Source organism: Ramlibacter sp. WS9, from assembly GCF_003797765.1.
GTDB lineage: Bacteria > Pseudomonadota > Gammaproteobacteria > Burkholderiales > Burkholderiaceae_C > Ramlibacter.
In genome coordinates this window covers 71341-90304 of sequence record NZ_RKMB01000007.1, presented here as the reverse complement: position 1 = coordinate 90304, position 18964 = coordinate 71341, and the positions used below count along the sequence as shown (strand labels likewise).

17 protein-coding genes are annotated in these 18964 nt (G+C 67.6%); 14 read left to right on the top strand and 3 right to left on the bottom strand.

The genetic code is table 11. The features are described from left to right. Positions 1-41: 41 nt before the first annotated feature. Positions 42-893 (top strand): TatD family hydrolase, encoded by an 852-nt coding sequence (locus tag EEB15_RS13085; RefSeq protein WP_141510307.1) that lies wholly within the window; start codon positions 42-44, stop codon positions 891-893. On the opposite strand, the gene EEB15_RS13080 is transcribed toward EEB15_RS13085, so the two are convergent. Next, a complete protein-coding gene (locus EEB15_RS13080) occupies positions 866-1687 on the bottom strand; it encodes a mechanosensitive ion channel family protein (RefSeq protein ID WP_141510306.1) in 822 nt (273 codons plus the stop codon). The two genes, EEB15_RS13085 and EEB15_RS13080, sit on opposite strands and share 28 nt — an antisense overlap. A gap of 113 nt (positions 1688-1800) precedes the next feature. On the opposite strand from EEB15_RS13080, the gene EEB15_RS13075 reads away from it, so the two are divergent. The 6 genes from EEB15_RS13075 to EEB15_RS13050 all read left to right on the top strand — a co-directional run bounded on the left by EEB15_RS13075 (position 1801) and on the right by EEB15_RS13050 (position 8872). Further along, the gene (locus tag EEB15_RS13075; protein WP_141510305.1) at positions 1801-2553 is read left to right on the top strand and encodes a spermidine synthase; all 753 of its coding nucleotides are present in this window, start codon (positions 1801-1803) and stop codon (positions 2551-2553) included. 9 nt (positions 2554-2562) lie between these two features. Continuing rightward, on the top strand, positions 2563-4359 hold the full coding sequence (locus EEB15_RS13070) for a GspE/PulE family protein (RefSeq protein ID WP_141510304.1): 1797 nt from the start codon (positions 2563-2565) through the stop codon (positions 4357-4359). A gap of 112 nt (positions 4360-4471) precedes the next feature. Further along, positions 4472-4963 (top strand): tripartite tricarboxylate transporter TctB family protein, encoded by a 492-nt coding sequence (locus EEB15_RS13065; RefSeq protein ID WP_141510303.1) that lies wholly within the window; start codon positions 4472-4474, stop codon positions 4961-4963. A 19-nt stretch (positions 4964-4982) separates the two neighbouring features. Further along, positions 4983-6497 (top strand): tripartite tricarboxylate transporter permease, encoded by a 1515-nt coding sequence (locus EEB15_RS13060; RefSeq protein WP_141510302.1) that lies wholly within the window; start codon positions 4983-4985, stop codon positions 6495-6497. A gap of 195 nt (positions 6498-6692) precedes the next feature. Continuing rightward, entirely contained in the window at positions 6693-7976 is a 1284-nt protein-coding gene (locus EEB15_RS13055; protein WP_141510301.1) for a DUF3422 family protein, read from the top strand. Further along, a complete protein-coding gene (locus EEB15_RS13050) occupies positions 7973-8872 on the top strand; it encodes a DMT family transporter (protein WP_199236521.1) in 900 nt (299 codons plus the stop codon). Before EEB15_RS13055 ends, EEB15_RS13050 begins: the two co-directional genes overlap by 4 nt. 37 nt (positions 8873-8909) lie before the next feature. Here EEB15_RS13050 and EEB15_RS13045 read toward each other — a convergent pair whose 3' ends face one another. Next, positions 8910-9728, bottom strand: coding sequence for an IclR family transcriptional regulator (locus EEB15_RS13045; RefSeq protein ID WP_141510299.1), 819 nt, complete (start codon positions 9726-9728; stop codon positions 8910-8912). Between the two features lie 162 nt (positions 9729-9890). Between EEB15_RS13045 and EEB15_RS13040 the strand changes: the two genes are divergently transcribed. From EEB15_RS13040 to EEB15_RS13010, 7 genes are read left to right on the top strand one after another with little or no spacing between them, the layout of a single operon-like run. Next, positions 9891-10967, top strand: a complete 1077-nt coding sequence (locus EEB15_RS13040) for an ABC transporter ATP-binding protein (RefSeq protein ID WP_141510298.1) — start codon at positions 9891-9893, stop codon at positions 10965-10967. After that, a complete protein-coding gene (locus tag EEB15_RS13035) occupies positions 10964-11860 on the top strand; it encodes an ABC transporter permease (RefSeq protein ID WP_233259476.1) in 897 nt (298 codons plus the stop codon). Before EEB15_RS13040 ends, EEB15_RS13035 begins: the two co-directional genes overlap by 4 nt. 4 nt (positions 11861-11864) lie before the next feature. Beyond that, a complete protein-coding gene (locus tag EEB15_RS13030; RefSeq protein ID WP_141510297.1) occupies positions 11865-12659 on the top strand; it encodes an ABC transporter permease in 795 nt (264 codons plus the stop codon). Positions 12660-12684: 25 nt separating this feature from the next. After that, entirely contained in the window at positions 12685-12975 is a 291-nt protein-coding gene (locus EEB15_RS13025) for a (2Fe-2S)-binding protein (RefSeq protein ID WP_141510296.1), read from the top strand. Then, positions 12972-14357 (top strand): FAD/NAD(P)-binding oxidoreductase, encoded by a 1386-nt coding sequence (locus EEB15_RS13020; protein ID WP_141510295.1) that lies wholly within the window; start codon positions 12972-12974, stop codon positions 14355-14357. Before EEB15_RS13025 ends, EEB15_RS13020 begins: the two co-directional genes overlap by 4 nt. Continuing rightward, positions 14354-15511: an FAD-binding oxidoreductase gene (locus EEB15_RS13015; protein ID WP_141510294.1), complete on the top strand. Its 1158-nt coding sequence runs from the start codon at positions 14354-14356 to the stop codon at positions 15509-15511. Before EEB15_RS13020 ends, EEB15_RS13015 begins: the two co-directional genes overlap by 4 nt. A gap of 17 nt (positions 15512-15528) precedes the next feature. Then, the gene (locus tag EEB15_RS13010) at positions 15529-16572 is read left to right on the top strand and encodes an ABC transporter substrate-binding protein (protein WP_141510293.1); all 1044 of its coding nucleotides are present in this window, start codon (positions 15529-15531) and stop codon (positions 16570-16572) included. Positions 16573-16590: 18 nt separating this feature from the next. On the opposite strand, the gene EEB15_RS13005 is transcribed toward EEB15_RS13010, so the two are convergent. After that, positions 16591-18954 carry a serine/threonine-protein kinase gene (locus EEB15_RS13005; protein ID WP_141510292.1) on the bottom strand — a complete coding sequence of 788 codons (2364 nt, stop codon included), beginning with the start codon at positions 18952-18954 and terminating at the stop codon, positions 16591-16593. Positions 18955-18964: the final 10 nt, after the last annotated feature.

The following is an 18964-nucleotide window of genomic DNA, read 5'->3' as shown; positions in this document are numbered from 1 at the left end:
GGGAACGCGCCCTGCGTGGCCCGTTCGGGCATCATCGGGCGATGCCCGCGTGGATTGATACACATTGCCACCTCGACGCCGCGGAACTTTCAGTCGACGTCGATGCTGTCCGCGCGCGAGCGGCTGCCGCTGGCGTCCGCCATTGCGTGCTGCCGGCAGTAGCGCCCTCCAATTTCGCGGCGGTGCGCGAGCTGGCCCATCGTCACGGCGACAGCTTTGCCTTGGGCATTCACCCGCTGTGCACCGGCCCCGCCGCCGAGGACGACCTGGACCGACTCGACCGAGCCCTGGCTGACGCCGCAAGCGACCCACGCCTGGTCGCCCTGGGTGAGATCGGTTTGGACTATTTCGTGCCGGGCCTGGATGGGCAGAAGCAGGAACTTTTTTACGCGCGGCAACTGGCTCTGGCGCGCCGCCATGGGCTCCCGGTGCTGTTGCACGTGCGGCGGTCGGCCGACCAGTTGCTCAAGCAGTTGCGCCGCACCGGGGTGACAGGAATCGCCCATGCGTTCAACGGCAGCACGCAGCAGGCGAAGGAATTCGTGAAGCTGGGGTTCAAGCTGGGGTTCGGCGGCACGGTGACGTATGAACGGTCATTGCAGATCCGGCGGCTGGCCGCGGAACTGCCGCTGGATGCGATCGTGCTCGAGACCGACTCGCCGGACATTCCGCCCCACTGGCTGTACCGCACGGCCGAGCAGCGCGCGGCGGGTGAGCCGCAGGGCCGCAACGAGCCAGGCGAATTGCCGCGCATCGCCCAGGTGCTGGCCGGATTGCGCGGCATCAGCACGGACGCGCTGGCCGAAGCGACGAACCGCAATGCCGTTGCGGCACTGCCAAAGCTGGCGGCCCTGCTCGCGCCGGACTACGGCGTGACCGGCGCCGCTCGCTGAACCGTCGGCGTTTCCGGCACCGGATAGCCGCACTGGCCGAAAGTGTCGACGACCGCCCGGTGGGTGTCGAAATAGACCTGCCAGTAGTGGTCGGTGTGCGTGTAGGGCCGCACGGCCAGCAGCGGGCCCTCGGGCGTGAACTGCAGGATCTCGATGTCGGGCTTCGGGTCCTTGGCGACGTTCGGGATCTTCGCCACGGCGTCGCGCAGCTTGCTGATCGCGTCATGCACGTCCACGCCGTTGGCGATCTTGGCGGTGGTGTCGACGCGCCGCGCGGGCAGGCTGCTGAAGTTCTGGATGGTGTCGGAGAGCACCTTGTTGTTGCCGACCAGGGCCGTGACACTGTCGCCGGTCACCAGCGTCGTGCCGAACAGGCCGAGCTCGGTCACCCTGCCGTTGACCCCGCCGATGACCACGTGGTCCCCCACCTTGTACGGTCGCAGCACCTGCAGAAAGATGCCGGCGGCGAAGTGGGTCAGCAGCCCGCCCCAGGCCGTGCCGATGGCGAGGCCCGCACCCGCCAGCAGCGCCGCGAATGACGTCGTCTTGACGCCGAACACGTCGAGCACGGCCAGGATCAGCAGCACGTTCAGCGCCACCGCCAGCGCCGAGCTGAGGTAGCGCGCCAGCGTCTCGTCGATGCGGCGGCCGCGCTGGAGCGCGGCGTGTGCGCCGCGGCGCATCCAGCCGATCAGCCAGCGCCCGACGATCCAGACCGCGATGGCGCCCAGCACCTTGAGGCCGAAGTCGACGCCCTGCGTGCCGAGGAAATTCCAGATTGCTTGTGTGTCCATGACAAATGACCTTCGCTGCGCTCAATGACAAATGGCTGCGGCATTTTGTCATTTGTCATGCTCGGCGCAGCCGGCGTCATTTGTCATTTTCGTAATGGGGATAATCCCGGCCAGTGAAACAAAGCCAACCCGAACTCCCCGAGGTCAATTTCTCCGACTACGGCGACATCCGCTACCTGCACCTCGGCACCGAATGGGTGCAGGGGTCGATGTGGCTGGACAAGCCGTTCGACATCCAGCTGGAATACGTGCAGCGCATGATGGCGTGGCTGCTGTTCGTCGAGCCGTCCCTGGTGGCCAAGCGGCACGCGATGCAGTTGGGCCTGGGTTCCGCGGCGCTGACCAAGTTCTGCCACAAGCGGCTGCGGATGAAGACGACCGCGATCGAGCTCAACCCGCAGGTGGTCGCGGCCTGCCGCCTGTGGTTCAAGCTGCCGGCCGACGACGCGCGGCTGTCGGTGGTGCTGGGTGATGCGGCCGAAGTCGCGGCGCACGAGCACTGGCGCGGCCAGGTCGATGCGCTGCAGGTGGACCTGTACGACCACGAGGCCGCGGCGCCGGTGTTGGACAGCCAGGAGTTCTACGCCGACTGCCGCCGCTTGCTGACGGAAGACGGCTGCATGACGGTGAACCTGTTCGGGCGCTCGTCCAGCTTCAGCCAGAGCCTGGAAAAGATCCGGGGCGCGTTCGGCGCCGATGCGGTCTGGGCGTTCAAGCCCACGCGCGAAGGCAACACCATCGTGCTGGCGCTACGCGAGCCGCAACACCCGACCCGGGCCGTGCTTGCCGAGCGCGCCGAAACCATCGAAACTCGCTGGGGCCTGCCGGCACGCAAGTGGCTGCGGGTGTTCAAACCCGCTGACTGAATCTTCTACATGACCGCTGTCGCCAAGCCCAAGTCCCTCGCCAAGACACCCCACCAGGGCCCCGTCGACTGGCGCCGGCTGGTGGAGTGGCTGAGCGAAGACGGAGTGATTTCCGACGAGGAAGCGCGCCGCACCATCGCGCGCTGCTCCCAGGCCGAGAGCGCGCAGCATCCGCTGGTGCGTCTGGCGGCGGTGGCGATGGCCCGCGCCAGCGACGGCAAGCCGCTGGATGTCGAGACGCTGACCCAGTGGCTCGCGGGGCGCGCCGGCCTGGACTACCTGCGGATCGACCCGCTCAAGGTCGATGTGGGCAAGGTGGCCGACACCATGAGCGCCGTGTATGCCGAGCGCCATCGCGTGCTGCCGGTGCAGGTGACGCCCACCGAAGTGGTGGTCGCCACGGCCGAGCCCTTCGTCACCGACTGGGTGGCGGAAGTCGAGCGCCAGGCGCGCCGCAGCGTGCGGCGCGTCGTCGCGAACCCGGGTGACATCCACCGCTACACAGCCGAATTCTTCGCGCTGGCCAAGTCGGTGCGGGCGGCGCTGAAGGCCGGTGGCAACTCCGGCGCGGCCAGCTTCGAACAGCTGGTAGAGCTCAACAAATCCAACAAGCAGCTGGACGCCAACGACCAGGGCGTGGTGCAGGTGGTGGACTGGCTCTGGAACTATGCCTTCGACCAGCGCGCCAGCGACATCCACCTGGAACCGCGCCGCGAGCAGGGCGTGATCCGCTTTCGCATCGACGGCATCCTGCACCCGGTCTACCAGATGCCGATGGGCGTGCTGAACGCGATGACGGCGCGCATCAAGCTGCTCGGGCGCATGGACGTGGTCGAAAAGCGGCGGCCGCAAGACGGGCGCATCAAGACGCGCAACCAGCGCGGCGACGAGATCGAGATGCGGCTGTCGACACTGCCGACGGCCTTCGGCGAGAAGATGGTGATGCGCATCTTCGACCCCGACACCGCGGTGAAAGACCTGGACGCGCTGGGCTTCTCGCAGCACGACGCCGATCGCTGGGAAGCGCTGGTCAAGCGCCCGCACGGCATCATCCTGGTCACCGGTCCGACCGGCTCGGGAAAAACCACCACGCTGTATTCGACCCTCAAGCGCATCGCCACCGAAGAAGTGAACGTGAGCACGGTGGAGGACCCGATCGAGATGATCGAGCCGTCCTTCAACCAGACCCAGGTGCAGACCCAGCTCGACTTCGGCTTTACCGAGGGGCTGCGCGCGCTGATGCGGCAGGACCCGGACATCATCATGGTCGGCGAAATCCGCGACCTCGCCACCGCCGAAATGGCGGTGCAGGCGGCGCTGACCGGCCACCTCGTCTTCTCCACGCTGCACACCAACGACGCACCTTCGGCCATCACCCGGCTGATGGAGCTGGGCGTGCCGGCCTACCTCATCAACGCGACCATGCTCGGCGTGCTGGCGCAGCGCCTGGTGCGCACGCTCTGCAAGCAATGCCGGGTGCCGGACGACGGCGCTTCGCGCGAGGCCCTCGACGCCACCGTGAAGCCCTGGAAGATCAGTGGCGGCTTCAAGCCGTACCGCCCGGTGGGTTGTGTGGACTGCCGCATGACCGGCTTCATGGGCCGCATGGGCCTCTATGAACTGCTCACCGTGAGCGATGGATTCAAGGAAAAGCTGGTGCAGGCGCCTTCGATCGACGCCCTGCGCCGGCAGGCCGTGGCCGATGGGATGCGGCCGCTGCGGCTGGCCGGCGCCTTGCGCGTGGCCGAGGGGCTGACCACGGTGGAGGAAGTCCTCACTGCGACGCCGCCCCTTGACCAGGGCTGATCGCGACCCCGTCGGGTACAGGTTGTAACCGTAGGTGAAACCCACATCGGGGAAGCGGGTTATTGCGCCCACAATGGGCGCCATCCGAAATCATTTCGTGAGGAGACAACACGTGAAAATCAAGAGCCAGAAGGACTTCTTCTCGGGCCTCATGTTCCTGGTGGTCGGCATCGGCTTCGCACTGGGCGCCTGGATCAACTACACCATAGGCGAGGGCGCCCGCATGGGTCCCGGTTATTTCCCCTTGGTACTGGGGATCCTGCTGGCAGGCATCGGAGCGTTCACGCTGTTCGAATCGATGGTGGTCGAGACCGAAGACGGCGAGCCGATCGGCAGCTTCGCCTGGCGGCCACTCGGTTTCATCATCGGCGCGAACGTCGTGTTCGGCATCCTGCTGGCCGGCATACCCCGCTTCGGCATCCCCGCATTCGGTCTCATCGTCGCGATCTACGCCCTGGTGTTCATCGCCGCGCGGGCCGGCGACGAGTTCAAGTGGAAAGAGGTCGTGGTGCTTGCCACCATCCTGGCCATCGGCAGCTACCTGGCTTTCATCAAGCTGTTGAACCTGCAGTTCCCGGTCTGGCCGAGCTTCATCGTCGGCTGAACACCAAGAAGAAACATCCATGGACCTGATCACCAACCTCTCGCTCGGTTTCAGCGTGGCCTTCACGCCGATCAACCTGCTCTATTGCTTCATCGGCTGCCTGCTCGGCACGCTGATCGGCGTGCTGCCCGGCGTCGGCCCGGTCGCCACCATCGCCATGCTGCTGCCGGCCACCTACGCGCTGCCGCCCGTGTCCGCGCTGATCATGCTGGCGGGCATCTACTACGGCGCCCAGTACGGCGGCTCGACCACGGCCATCCTGGTCAACCTGCCGGGAGAATCGTCCTCGGTGGTGACCGTGATCGACGGCTACCAGATGGCGCGGCGAGGGCGAGCCGGGCCTGCGCTCGCGGCGGCCGGCATGGGTTCGTTCTTCGCCGGCTGCGTCGGCACGTTGATCCTGGCCGCCTTCGCGGCCCCGCTGACCGAAGTGGCGTTCAAGTTCGGCCCCGCCGAGTACTTCTCGCTGATGGTGCTGGGCCTGATCGGCGCGGTGGTGCTGGCCTCCGGCTCGCTCATCAAGGCGATCGGCATGATCGTGCTGGGCCTGCTGCTCGGGCTGGTGGGTACCGACGTGAATTCCGGTGTTGCCCGCTACTCGTTCGACATCCCGGAACTCACCGACGGCATCGGCTTCATCGTGATCGCGATGGGCGTGTTCGGCTACGGCGAAATCATCAGCAACCTGGGCAAGCACGCCGACGAGCGCGAAGTCTTCACGGCCAAGGTGACCGGTCTGTTCCCGACCAAGGAAGACTTCCGCAACATGATCCCGGCGATCCTGCGCGGCACTGCCCTCGGCTCGGCCCTGGGTATCCTGCCGGGTGGCGGCGCGTTGCTCTCGGCGTTCGCGGCCTACACGATCGAGAAGAAGACCAAGCTGCGCCCCGGTGAAGTGCCGTTCGGCAAGGGCAACATCCGCGGTGTTGCCGCGCCCGAATCGGCCAACAACGCCGGCTCGCAGACTTCGTTCATCCCGCTGCTGACGCTGGGCATCCCGCCCAACGCCGTGATGGCGCTGATGGTCGGCGCGATGACCATCCACAACATCCAGCCAGGCCCGCAGGTGATGACCAGCAACCCGCAGCTGTTCTGGGGCCTGATCGCCTCGATGTGGCTCGGCAACGCGATGCTGATCATCCTGAACCTGCCGCTGATCGGCATGTGGATCAAGCTGCTCACGGTGCCCTACCGCTGGCTCTTCCCGGCCATCGTGCTGTTCTGCGCCATCGGTGTCTATTCCACCAACAACAACACCTGGGACATCTGGATGGTGGCGCTGTTCGGCATCATCGGCTACATGTTCATCAAGCTGGGTGCCGAGCCCGCGCCGCTGCTGCTGGGCTTCATTTTGGGCCCGATGATGGAAGAAAACCTGCGGCGCGCGCTGCTGCTGTCGCGCGGCGACTGGAGCGTGTTCGTGACGCGTCCGCTGTCCGCCGGCCTGCTGGCCGCGGCCCTGCTGCTGGTGATCATCGTGGCTTTGCCCTCCATCAAAGCAAAACGCGAAGAAGCGTTCGTCGAAGCAGATTAATAGCTCCCCCCGAAGCGGCCTGCGGCCGATGCCCCCTCGGGCTTCGCCCTCTCCCCCTCAAGGGGGCGCCACCAGCGGCCCGGCGAAGCCGGTTCCGCGGTGGCCCACGAACAGAAACGGCGCCTACTGGCGCCGTTTCGCTTTTCGAGGCGAGGTCGTAACTTCTGTGGGCGACAATCCCCGTTCGAGGGAAGAATGCAGCTGAAAAATAGCCACCCGCAGCGCATCGCGCTGCACAACGAAATCCACGCCCGCCCGCCGGAGGCCATGACGGCGCCGCTCGCGATCTCGCACATCGTGATGGTGGGCGATGCGCAGGCGCGCGAGGCCAGCCGCGCGCACATCGCCACGCTGCTGCGCGACCATCACCTGCCCCAGCCCGACGCGCAATCCACCCACATTCGCATGGATGTGGGGCCATTTCGCATCCGCTGGGAGCTGCACACCGAATTCGTGACCTGGACGTTCTCGCGCGCGTTCGACGCTGAGGGCTTCGGCGAGCGCGAGCCGGGCGCCGCCATCGAAGCCGTGCCGCAAGCCTGGCTGGACGGCCTGCCGGGCCAGTGCCTGGCCAGCCTGCACCTGTGGGTGCTGCCGACACAGGGTTTCGGCAGTACCTCGCTGGTGAAGCATGTGCTCAACGAAGACACGCTGGTCGCCTCCACGGTGGCCGATGGCCATGGCGAGGTCTACACCGACTTCGCCATCCATGCCGATGGCTTTTCGCGGATGGTGCTGCTGGCCGGCAGCATCGCGCCCCGGCGGCTGGGCCGACTGGTGCAGCGCCTGCTCGAAATCGACACGTACCGCATGGCGGCGCTGCTGGGCTTGCCGGCCGCGCGCGAGGCATCCGCCGAACTGGCTTACGCCGAGCGCGAACTCGCCGAGCTGGCGGGCGCGATCCGTGTTGCCGGGCGCGACGAAGAGCCGCAGCTGCTCGATCGCCTGACCAAGCTGGCCGGCCAGGTGGAGAGCCAGTACGCAACCACGCACTCGCGCTTCTCGGCGAGTTCCGCATACTTCGAGCTGGTCGACCGGCGCATCGCCGACATCTCCGAGGCGCGCCTCGCCGGGCTGCAGACGATCGGTGAATTCATGGAGCGGCGCCTGTCGCCCGCGCGCGCCACCTGCGAGTGGGCGACGCGGCGGCAGGACGCGCTGTCGCAGCGCGTTTCGCGCATCAGCAATTTGCTGCGCACGCGGGTGGAGATCGAGCAGCAGCAAAGCAGCCAGGCACTGCTCGCCACGATGAACACGCGGCAGGGCCTGCAGCTCAAACTCCAGGCCACGGTCGAAGGGCTGTCTGTCGCGGCGATCACCTACTACATCGTGGGCCTGGTGAGCTACCTGGCCAAGGGAGCTCATGGGGTCGGCTGGCCCTGGAGCGCGGAGAGCACGGCCGCCACTGCGATCCCGGTCGTCGCGCTGGCAGTGTGGTGGTCGCTGCGGCGGCTGCACTCCAAGGTGTTCAGCGATTGAGCGGAGCACGCGACAGCGGCTTGCTGCCGGGCTTGGCCCTGGCGCTGGCCGGCTCGATTGCGTTCAGCGGCAAGGCAATCATCGTCAAGCTGGCGTACCGTTACGGCGTCGATGCGGTGACGCTGATCATGTACCGCATGCTGTTCGCGCTGCCGATCTTCGCCCTGATGGCGTGGTGGGCCAGCCGCGGCAAGCCGCCGCTCTCGGCCCGCGACTGGCTGGGTGTGACGGGCCTTGGCATCAGCGGTTACTACCTTTCCAGCTTCCTCGACTTCGCCGGGCTGCAGTACATCAGCGCCTCGCTCGAGCGCCTGATCCTGTACCTGAATCCGACACTGGTCATGCTGCTGGCCTGGGTGCTGTACCGCAAAAAGTTCGGCGCGCTGCAGATCGCGGGCATGGCGATCAGCTATTGCGGCGTGCTGCTGGTGTTCGGCCATGAAGTCCAGCTGGCAGGCACCAATGCGGCGCTGGGCGCGCTGCTGGTGTTCGGCAGCGCGGTGAGCTACGCGGTGTACCTGGTCTACAGCGGGCAGATGGTGCAGCGGCTGGGGTCGCTCCGCTTGGTGGGCCTGGCCACGACCGTGGCCTGCCTGTGCTGCCTGCTGCAGTTCGTGCTGCTGCGGCCCATGAGCGCCGCGGCCGAAGTCGCGCCGCAGGTGATCTGGCTGTCCGTCCTCAACGCCACGCTGTGCACCGCGGTGCCGGTGTTGCTGGTGATGATGGCGATCGAGCGCATCGGCCCGTCGCTGTCGGCGCAGACCGGGATGGTGGGACCGATGTCCACCATCCTGATGGGTGTGCTGATTCTGGGCGAGCCCTTCACCGCGTGGATCGCGGCCGGCACTGTGTTGGTGATTGCGGGGATCTTCGTGTTCAGCCGCGCCGGGCGGTAGCTGAGTCGTCATTGCGGACTCGGTCCGCAATCCACCGTCAAGCCGCTCGCGCGAGCCCCTGCGCGGGCCGGCGCAACGTCACGTCGAAAGGATTGATCTGCGCGCCAATGGCGACGGCTTCGCGCTTGAGCAGTTCAATCACCGTGGGCAGGCGGTCGGGGCTCAGGCGCGCCGAGATCGTGCCCACGCTCAGGGCCGCGACGGCGCGGCCTTCGCGGTCCAGCAGCGGCACGGCCGCGCCGGCCATGCCTTCCAGCAAACCCGTGTTGTGCGCCGCGTAGCCGGCTTCGCGCACCTTGGCGATCTCGGTGCGCAAATAGACCTCGTCCAGCACACCCATGTCGCGCACGCGCGGCAGGTTGTAGCGGATCACTTCCTCGCGCTCGGCTTCCGGCAGGAAGGCCAGGATGGCCATGCTGCCCTGCCCGATGCCCAGCGGCACGCGGCCGCCGATGTCGCCGGTGAAGGAGCGGATGGGGAACGGCCCTTCGCTTCGGTCCAGGCACATCGCGTCGAAGCCGCTGCGCACCAAGAGGAAGATCGTGTCGCCCAGGCTTGCGCACAGGCGCAGCAGCGAAGGCCGGCACAGCGAGCGCAGGTCCATGGTGTTGCCCGCCTGCGCGGCCAGCGCGAAGAAGTCGAGGCTCAGGCGATACAGCTTGGACGACGCGTCCTGTTCCGCGATGCGCTCGGCTACCAGGCTTTGCAGCAGGCGATGGGTGGTGGCCTGCGTGAGTCCGGTGGCCTTGGCGATATGCGTCACGCGCCCGCCGCCCGCGGGCGCCGCGGCCAAGGCCCGTACCACCGCGAAAGCGCGCTGGATGCTGCTGGATGAGCTGCCGGCTTCTTCAGTCATATCGTCGCCTGTCGGAATTGATGGAGAAAATAAAAGAAGAGTATTCCGTATATTGGAATAAATCAAACAAACATCTCTCCAATCGGAATAACCAGTTGACGGGATTCCGGCGCCTGTCCTAGCATGGAATGCATCGGCCCCTGATCAACAGAGGATGTCCCCATGTCTTTCCTGACCCTCGCGAACGTGAGCAAGTCGTACGGCGCCACGCGCGCCGTGATCGACATGAACCTGTCGGTGGACAAGGGCGAGTTCGTCTCGCTGCTCGGGCCCTCGGGCTGCGGCAAGACCACCACGCTGCAGATGATCGCGGGCTTCGCCGACGTCAGCGCCGGCCGCATCACGCTCGATGGCCGCGACATCACGCACGCCAAGCCGAACAGCCGTGGCCTGGGCATCGTGTTCCAGAGCTACGCGCTGTTTCCGCACATGACGGTGTACGACAACGTGAGTTTCGGCCTGGAGATGCGGCGCATCTCCAAGGCGGAGCGGGCCGAGCGAGTGAAGGCGGCGCTGGCGCTCGTGCACCTCGAAGCGCATGCCGCGCGTTACCCGCGCGAACTCTCGGGCGGCCAGCGCCAGCGCGTGGCGCTGGCCCGCGCCCTGGTGATCGAACCGCCGGTGCTGCTGCTGGACGAGCCGCTGTCCAACCTGGACGCCAAGCTACGCGAAGAGATGCAGTTCGAGCTGCGCCAGATCCAGCGCAAGGTCGGCACCACCACCGTGATGGTCACGCACGACCAGACCGAGGCGATGTCGATCAGCGACCGCGTGGTGGTGATGGAGGCCGGCCGGGTGACGCAGATCGACGCGCCGCATCGCCTGTACGAACACCCGCAGACGCGCTTCATCTCCAGCTTCGTCGGCAAGGCCAACTTGCTGGAAGGGCGCGTCACGTCCGGCGGCGACAGGGCCAGCGTCGACCTGGGCGGCGCGGTATCGGTCGACGTCGAGGCGCCGGGCATGTCGGCGGGCGATACCGTGGTGCTCAGCTTGCGGCCGGAAAAAATCCGCCTCGCGCCGGTGGGCCAGGGCTGTCTCGCCGGTACGGTGCGCGAACGATTCTTCCTGGGCAGCCAATGGCTCTACCAGGTCGACACGGCCTGCGGTGAGCTGATCGTGGTGTGCCCGAACGACGGCAGCGCACCGGCCGAGGAAGGCGCGGCGACCGGGCTCGATTGGGCCGCACAGCAGGTGCGCCTGTTGCCGGGCGCCTCGCCCGTAGAGGCCCTCGCATGAACACTGCGGCCGTCGCCGCCGTGGAACTGCCCGTCGCCACGCCGCGCACCACAGCGCATGTGCCGTGGCTGCTGTCGGGCCCGGCGCTGGTGCTGTTCGCCTGCCTGCTGCTGGTGCCGCTGGCGCTGACGGCCGTGCTCTCGTTCCAGGTGTTCGACCACGCCACCGGCGTGAAGAACAGCTTCACGCTCGCGCACTACGCGGCGGTGCTGACGGACGACTATTACCACGGCATCTTCTGGCGCACCTTCTGGATCTCGGCGCTGACGACCTTGATCTGCGTGATGGTCGGCGCGCCCGAGGCCTACGTGCTCAGCCGCATGCGCAATCCCTGGCGCTCGATATTGCTGCTGGTGGTGCTGGCGCCGCTGCTGGTGTCGGTGGTGGTGCGCGCCTTCGGCTGGAGCATGCTGCTCGGGCCCGAGGGCGTGGTCAACCAGGCGATGCGCGCGCTGGGCCTGCCGGCGATGAAGATCCTCTACACCGAAGCCGCGGTCGTCATCGCGCTGGTGCACGTGATGCTGCCCTTCATGGTGATCCCGGTCTGGACCTCGCTGCAAAAGCTCGACCCCGGCGTCGAGGACGCGGCGCTCTCGCTGCAAGCCTCGCACTTCACCACCTTGCGCCGGGTGATCTTTCCGCAGGTGCTGCCCGGTGTGTTGTCCGGCAGCCTGATCGTGTTCGGCCTGAGCGCGAGCGCGTTCGCCATTCCCGGCCTCCTGGGCGGGCGGCGCCTGAAGATGGTGGCGACGGTGGTGTACGACGAGTATCTGCATGAACTCAATTGGCCGCTGGGCGCCGCCATCGCGCTCACGCTGCTGCTGGCCAACCTGGTGCTGATGCTCAGCTACAACCGGGTGCTCGAGCGCTCTTACAAGAAGGCCATGGGGTAGCGCCATGTCGAAGAACGGCCCCATCGCGCTCACCTTCAACGCACTGGTCATCGCTTTCATGCTGGCGCCGCTCGTGATCGTCTGCGTGGTGGCCTTCACGCCCCACAACACGCTGACCATTCCGACCACGGAGTTTTCGTTGCGCTGGTTCAAGGCGGTGTTCGCGCACTCGGACTTCGTGCAGTCCTTCAAGAACAGCCTGGCCCTGGCATTTCTCGCCGCCACGCTGGCCACGGCCATCGCGGTGCCGGCCGGGCTCGCCATCGCGCGCCACAACTTCCCGGGCCGCGATGTGCTGAACGGCCTGTTCCTGTCTCCGCTGATCATTCCGCACCTGGTGCTGGGCGTCGCGCTGCTGCGCACCTTCTCGTTGATCGGCGCGACCGGCAGCTTCTCTTGGCTGGTGCTCGCGCACGTCGTCATCATCACGCCGTACGTGCTGCGCCTGGTGTTGGCGGCGGTCGAGGGCACGGACCGCAGCGCCGAGCAGGCGGCGCTGTCGCTGGGCGCGAGCCAGGCCACGGTGTTCCGACGCATCACGCTGCCGATGATCCTTCCGGGCGTCACCGGCGGCTGGCTGCTGGCTTTCATCAACAGCTTCGACGAAGTGACCATGTCGATCTTCGTCACCGCACCGTCCACCGTCACGCTGCCGGTGCGCATGTACATGTACGCGACCGAGTCGATCGACCCGCTGATGGCGGCGGTGTCGGCGCTGATGGTCGCGCTCACGGCCGCCGCGATGCTGGTGCTGGACCGCATCTACGGCCTCGACAAGATCCTGGTGGGACACCGATGAACCCGCCATCCACGCAGGCAACCCCATGGCCCTTTTGAAGCGCGTGGCCGAAGCCGGCCGCCAGCCGATCGCCTTCGTGCTCGACGGCCGGCCGCTCTCCGCGCTGGCGGGCGACACCGTGCTCACGGCGGTGCTGACCCATGCGGCGCAGCTGCGCCGCAGCGAATTCAGCGGTGCGCCGCGCGCCGGCTTCTGCATGATGGGCGCGTGCCAGGACTGCTGGATCGCCACCGAATCTGGCGAGCGGCTGCGCGCCTGCGGCACCTTCATCGAACCGGGTATGCGGCTGGTGAGCGGCACGGGGAGCCTGCCGTGACGACGCCGCTGCAACCGGTGATCGTGGGCGCCGGGCCGGCCGGCGTGCGCGCCGCGCAAACCCTGGTGGCCCACGGCGCGAACCCGGTGGTGATCGACGAGGCGCCGCGCTGGGGCGGCCAGATCTACCGCCAGCCGCCAGCCGGCTTTGAGCGCAGCAAGCGCGCGTTGTATGGCTTCGAAGCGGATCGGGCCGACGCGCTGCACACCGCGATGGACGTGGTGCTGGACCGCATCGATTACCGGCCCGACACGCTGGTGTGGAACGCCGAGGCAGGGCGCCTTGATTTGCTCAGTTGCGGCGGCCTGGGCAGCGTGTCCTATGGCCAGTTGATCGTGGCCACCGGTGCGGCCGACCGCGTGCTGCCGTTCCGGGGCTGGACTTTGCCGGGCGTCTACACGTTGGGCGCCGCGCAGGTGGCGCTCAAATACCAGGGCTGTGTGATCGGCCCGCATGTGGTGCTCGCGGGCACAGGCCCGCTGCTGTACCTCGTCGCCTATCAATATGCCAAGGCGGGCGCCGAAGTGGTCGCCGTGCTGGACACAGCCAGCTTCGGCGACAAAGCGGCGGCTGCGCCCGCGATGCTGCGCCGGCCCGCACTCTTCGCCAAGGGCTTGTACTACCTGGGCTGGCTGCGCGCCCATGGCGTCGCGGTGCATCAAGGCGTGCGACTGGTGCGCGCCGAAGGCGATGGGCAAGTCGAGAGCATGGTCTGGAAGGACGCGGGCGGCGAACACAAGGTCGCGTGCGACGCCGTGGGCTTCGGCTATGCGCTGCGCTCGGAAACGCAATTGGCCGACTTGCTGGGCTGCCGCTTCAGCTACAGCGAACTGCAGCGCGCCGCGCTGCCCGAGCGCGACGGGGCAGGGCGCAGCAGCGTGCCGGGCGTCTACCTGGCAGGCGACGGCGCCGGCATCATGGGCGCCGACGCGGCCGAGTGGGCCGGCGAGCGTGCGGCGCTGGCGCTGCTGGCCGACACCGGGCACCCGGTGGATGCGGCGCGCGCCAAGGCGCTGGAAGAGCGGCTGGCCGGCACGGCCTTGTTCCGCGCGGGTTTGGAGCGTGCGTTCCCCTTTCCCCAGGACTGGGCCGCGAGCGCGCCCGACGAGCTGGTGGTCTGCCGCTGCGAGGAAGTCACCGCCGGCGAGCTGCGCCAATGCGTGCAGGACACCGGCGCGCGCGAGATCAACCGCCTGAAAGCACTGACGCGCGTGGGCATGGGCCGCTGCCAGGGCCGCACCTGCGGCATTGCCGCAGCGGAAATCCTGGCCCACGCCTGTGCGGCAACGCCGGAAGCGGTGGGGCGCTTGCGCGGACAGGCGCCGATCAAGCCGTTGCCGTTCGCGGCCGCGCTATCGACGCTATCGGAAGACCCCGCATGAAAGAGCGCGTCACTACCGAAGTCGCCATCATCGGCGGCGGCATCGTGGGCTCGTCGGCCGCGCTGTTCTTGCGCCGCATGGGCGTGCCGGTGGTGCTGCTCGAGCGCGATCTGTGCGGCTCGCGTTCCAGCGGCGTCAACTACGGCGGCGTGCGGCGCCAGGGGCGGCCGCTCGGCCAGTTGCCGCTCTCGCAGCGGGCCCACGGCATCTGGGGGCGCCTGCGCGAATTGATCGGCACCGACGGCGAATACGTCCGCTCGGGGCATCTGAAGATCGCGCGCAGCGAAGCCGACCTGGCCTCGCTGGAAGCCTATCGGGAGCTCACGCGCGGCTTCGATATGGACTTGCAGATCCTGCCCGCGCGGGCCTTGCGCGAACGCAGCCCCTGGCTCGGTGAGGCGGCGGTCGGCGGCTCGCTGTGCCCGCAGGACGGGCACGCCAATCCGCGCCTGGTGTCGCCGGCCTTTGCCTTGGCGGCACGGCACGCGGGCGCCGATGTGCGCGAGCGCACCCGCATCGACGAAGCCGGGCATGACGGCGCCGCCTTCGTGCTGCGTTCGGGCAATGCGCTGGAGGTGCGCGCGCGCTACTTGCTCAATTGCGCAGGCGCCTGGGCCGGAACCATCGCGGCGCAGTTCGGCGAAGAGGTGCCCATGTATTGCGCGCATCCCGAGATGGCCGTGACCGAGCCGCTGCCGCTGTTCATGGACCTGAGCCTGGGCGTCGAGGGCGGGGGCATCTACGCCCGCCAGGTGGCACGCGGCAATTGCGTCGTCGGCGGCGGCCGCGGCTACGCGCTGGACGACCTGCGCGCGCGTGTGCACAGCAAGGGACTGGTCCACATCATGCGTGACTCCGTCGAACTGCTGCCCGCGCTGCGCCACGCGCACATCATCCGGACGTGGAGCGGCACCGAAGGCTACCTGCCCGACCGCCAGCCCGTCATCGGCCCCAGCGCGACGACGCCCGGCCTCTTCCACGCCTTCGGCTTCTCCGGCGCCGGCTTCCAGGTCGGCCCGGCGGTGGGCGCCGTGCTGGCCGACCTCGTGCAGGGTGGCCGCACCGAGACGCCTATCGCCGCCTTCGCCCTTTCCCGTTTCGACACGAGCCCGCGCGCCGCAACCGCCGGGCCCGTCCCCTCCACCGTTGCTTGAAGTCCCAGGAGATCACCATGAAACCGTCCTCGCTTTTCCCCTTCATTGCAGCCGCGCTCGCCGTTGCCGCCGGCCCCGTCCTGGCCCAGACCAAGACGCTGTACATCGGCATGAACGGCGGCACCATGGAGAAGACCTACACGACGCACGTGTTCGGCGCCTTCGAGAAGGCCAACAACGTCAAGGTGGTGGTGGTGCCCGGCACCTCGTCCGACATTCTGGCCAAGGCACAGGCCAACAAAGACAACCCGCAGATGCACGTGATGTTCCTGGACGACGGCATCATGTACCGCGCCATCGGCATGGGCCTGTGCGAGAAGATGCAGGCCACGCCGGTGCTGAACGACCTGTATCCCACGGCGCGCTTCAAGGGCGACATGGCCGCCGGCGTCAACGTCGGCATGACCGGCCTGGCCTACAACACCAAGCTGTTCGCCGAGAAGGGCTGGCCCGCGCCGACCTCCTGGATGGACCTGGCCAACCCCAAGTACAAGGGCAAGGTCGTGTTCCAGTCGCTCTCGTCGTCGACGTTCGGCCTGCACGGCTTCCTGATCTTCAACCGCATCCAGGGCGGCAACGACAAGAACGTCGAGCCCGGCTTCAAGGCCTGGCCCACCACCATCGGCCCGAACGTGGTCGAGTACATCCCCAGTTCGGCCAAGATCGCCGAGATGGTGCAGACCGGCGAGGCGGCGATGTTCCCGCTCACGCCCACCGCCGTCGGCGTGCTCAAGGACAAGGGCCTGCCGGTGGAGTACGTGCAGCCCAAGGAAGGCTCGGCTGTGCTCACGGTGGGCGAGTGCGTGATCGCGAAGAACAGCGAGCCGGCCCTGGCTCACAAGCTCGCGCAGTACCTGCTGTCGCCCGAAGCGCAGGCGTTTGCGCTGGAGCACGGTGACCAGATTCCGTCCAATTCGAAGGCCAAGGCCAGCGGCAAGGCGGCGGCACTGGTCGCCAAGATGAACGAGTACATGAAGACGGCGACCACCGTCGACTGGGACTCGATCAACGAGAACCGGCCGGCGTGGAACGCCCGCTGGAACAAGACCGTCGAGCGCTGAGCGCGTCAGGCGCAGGGATCAGGCCGTCTTGCCCTTCGGCTGGAACTTCCATCCCGCGGGCGGGCCGCCTTCGAGCTTCGAGCGCATCTGCGGCGTGGCGCAGGATGCCGAGTAGGCGACCGTCACTTCCGGGCCGGTGGTGCCGGCCAGCGAGAAGCATTCCGCCCCCAGCTTCGCGTTGAGCGGACGCACCACGGCGTCCTGGATCTGGTCGGTCACGCTGCCTTCGGACAGCTGGATCTGGAAGCGGCCCGGTTCGGCGAGCTGCTGGGCATCGAGCACCGCTCGCATGCCGCGCAATTCGCGCAGCAGCAGCGGGCTTCCGCCCTCCGGCAACCCCGTGACGATGAGGCTGGTTTTCTGCGTGCGGAAGTTGAAGTGCTGCAGGAAGAAATTGCGCGAGAACTCGTCGCCCACCAGCTTGCCGATGTCGGCCAGGGCCTGGTCTTCGGAGCCCCAGCTCTGACCGGCGGGCAGGCGCGTGCTCAGGTAGACCTCTTCGCCGGTGGCCACGTCGATCGCCTTGATCGTCCACGAGGTGAGCGCCGTCTTGCTGATGGTCAGGCCCGACGCCTGCAGCCGTGTCGACAGCTGCTTGACCTTGACTTCGCCCTTGATCGCGAAATCCGCCTGTTGCGCATTGGCCGCCTTCGGGTTGTCGCCCTCACCCGACCACACACGAAAGCCGAACGACTTGATGCGGTCCTTGACCACGTTCTCCGCCAATTGCGAACGCTCCCGGCCTATCGCGGCACCCTCGGCGCTGCCGATGTCGATGCGGATCGATATGCGCGGATCGCCCTTGTTGCGGATGAAGTCGACGCGCTCCTCGCGCGAGAGCTGGTTGAGCGACTTCTGCACGTCGCGCAGGCTCACCACGGCGCGCGTCTGCATTTCCACCAGGCCGTCCTTGCCGGCGGCGGGCGTGCCTTCCTGCACCACGGAACGGATGAATGCGCCGGAGTTGGACAGCAGCTTGGCCTGCAGCAGGTTGTAATTGCCGTCCAGCGACGACTTCTCGACGTACAGGGCCACGGCCTTTTCGACGAGCTGGCGCTTGGCGTCGTTGCGCGCTTCCTGCTGCGCGGCGCCGATGTCACCCTTGAAGCGTGCATCCTGCGGATCGGCCAGGCCCAGCGCGCTGATGACCATCGTGCCGGCTTCGGCAGGCGCGGCGGAAACGGGTGTTGCGACGGCGGGCGCCGCGGCCACGGGCGTGGCCGCAGGCGCGGCTGCCGGTGCGGTGCCCGATTGCGCGACGGACGTGCCGCCTTGCTTGCCGGGGCCCAAGGCGAGGTAACCCACGGCACCGATCGCCACGACCGCGGCTGCGCCGGCCGCCCAGAAACCCGCGGCGCGGGAGCGCGCAGGCGTCGGCGCGTTGATCACGATTTCCGGGATCTCCGCGGCTTCGCGCGTTCGCTGCGGGGCGGCGGCCGCGATGGGGGCGCTGGCCGCGCGAGGCACGACGGATGGCGAGGCCGCGGCGGCGCGCACCGTCTCGCTTTCGCCGGAAACTGCGGCCTGCAGGGCCTGCGCGAATTCGCGCCCGGTCTGGAAGCGCCCGGACGGGTTCTTCGCCAGCGCCTTCTGCACCACGGCATCCAGGCCGGGCGGCAGCGTGAGATTGAGCTGCGACGGCGGCACCGGGTCTTCGCGCAGCACCTTGTACATGACGGTGGTGGTCGACTCGCCGGTGAAAGGCTTCTCGCCCGTGAGCATCTGATAAAGGATGACGCCGCACGAGAACAAGTCGCTGCGGCCGTCCACCGGATGGCCCATGAACTGCTCGGGCGACATGTACGAGGGCGTGCCCATCACGGTGCCGGTTTGCGTGAGTTCCGATTTCTCGACGCGCGCGATGCCGAAATCCGCCACCTTGACGCGGCCGTTCTCCAGCAGGATGAGGTTGGCCGGCTTCATGTCACGGTGCACCACGCCCTGGCTGTGCGCATGGTCCAGCGCTTCGAGCATCTCGGTCATGATGCGCGCGACTTCCGGCATGGCGAAGCGCTCGTTCTTCTCGAAGAGATCCCGCAGCTCATGCCCCTTGACGAATTCCATCGCGATGAAGGCCACGCGCTGCGTGGACTTCAAGGGGACGGCCATCATCGTCGCTTCCTCGTCGCTGATGTCCTCGGCGACTTCCTCGCCGTATTCGTAGATCGCGACGATGCCGGGGTGGTTCAGGCGCCCGGCGGCCTGCGCCTCGCGCTTGAAGCGCGCCATCACGCTGACGACCTCGTCGCCGTTCAGCTGCGACGGCAGGATCGTCTTGATCGCAACGGTGCGCTCGATGACGGGGTCGAACCCCTCATAGACGATGCCCATCGCACCCTTGCCCAGGATGCGCCTGATCTGATATTTGCCCAGCTTGTTCATGGGGCAGCGC

What these genes read in the sequence shown, in the direction of transcription:
- EEB15_RS13085 (WP_141510307.1), top strand. Translation starts at nt 42, where the DNA reads ATGCCCGCGTGGATTGATACACATTGCCACCTCGACGCCGCGGAACTT.
- EEB15_RS13080 (WP_141510306.1), bottom strand. Translation starts at nt 1,687, where the DNA reads ATGGACACACAAGCAATCTGGAATTTCCTCGGCACGCAGGGCGTCGAC.
- EEB15_RS13070 (WP_141510304.1), top strand. Translation starts at nt 2,563, where the DNA reads ATGACCGCTGTCGCCAAGCCCAAGTCCCTCGCCAAGACACCCCACCAG.
- EEB15_RS13060 (WP_141510302.1), top strand. Translation starts at nt 4,983, where the DNA reads ATGGACCTGATCACCAACCTCTCGCTCGGTTTCAGCGTGGCCTTCACG.
- EEB15_RS13055 (WP_141510301.1), top strand. Translation starts at nt 6,693, where the DNA reads ATGCAGCTGAAAAATAGCCACCCGCAGCGCATCGCGCTGCACAACGAA.
- EEB15_RS13045 (WP_141510299.1), bottom strand. Translation starts at nt 9,728, where the DNA reads ATGACTGAAGAAGCCGGCAGCTCATCCAGCAGCATCCAGCGCGCTTTC.
- EEB15_RS13040 (WP_141510298.1), top strand. Translation starts at nt 9,891, where the DNA reads ATGTCTTTCCTGACCCTCGCGAACGTGAGCAAGTCGTACGGCGCCACG.
- EEB15_RS13035 (WP_233259476.1), top strand. Translation starts at nt 10,964, where the DNA reads ATGAACACTGCGGCCGTCGCCGCCGTGGAACTGCCCGTCGCCACGCCG.
- EEB15_RS13030 (WP_141510297.1), top strand. Translation starts at nt 11,865, where the DNA reads ATGTCGAAGAACGGCCCCATCGCGCTCACCTTCAACGCACTGGTCATC.
- EEB15_RS13025 (WP_141510296.1), top strand. Translation starts at nt 12,685, where the DNA reads ATGGCCCTTTTGAAGCGCGTGGCCGAAGCCGGCCGCCAGCCGATCGCC.
- EEB15_RS13015 (WP_141510294.1), top strand. Translation starts at nt 14,354, where the DNA reads ATGAAAGAGCGCGTCACTACCGAAGTCGCCATCATCGGCGGCGGCATC.
- EEB15_RS13010 (WP_141510293.1), top strand. Translation starts at nt 15,529, where the DNA reads ATGAAACCGTCCTCGCTTTTCCCCTTCATTGCAGCCGCGCTCGCCGTT.
- EEB15_RS13005 (WP_141510292.1), bottom strand. Translation starts at nt 18,954, where the DNA reads ATGAACAAGCTGGGCAAATATCAGATCAGGCGCATCCTGGGCAAGGGT.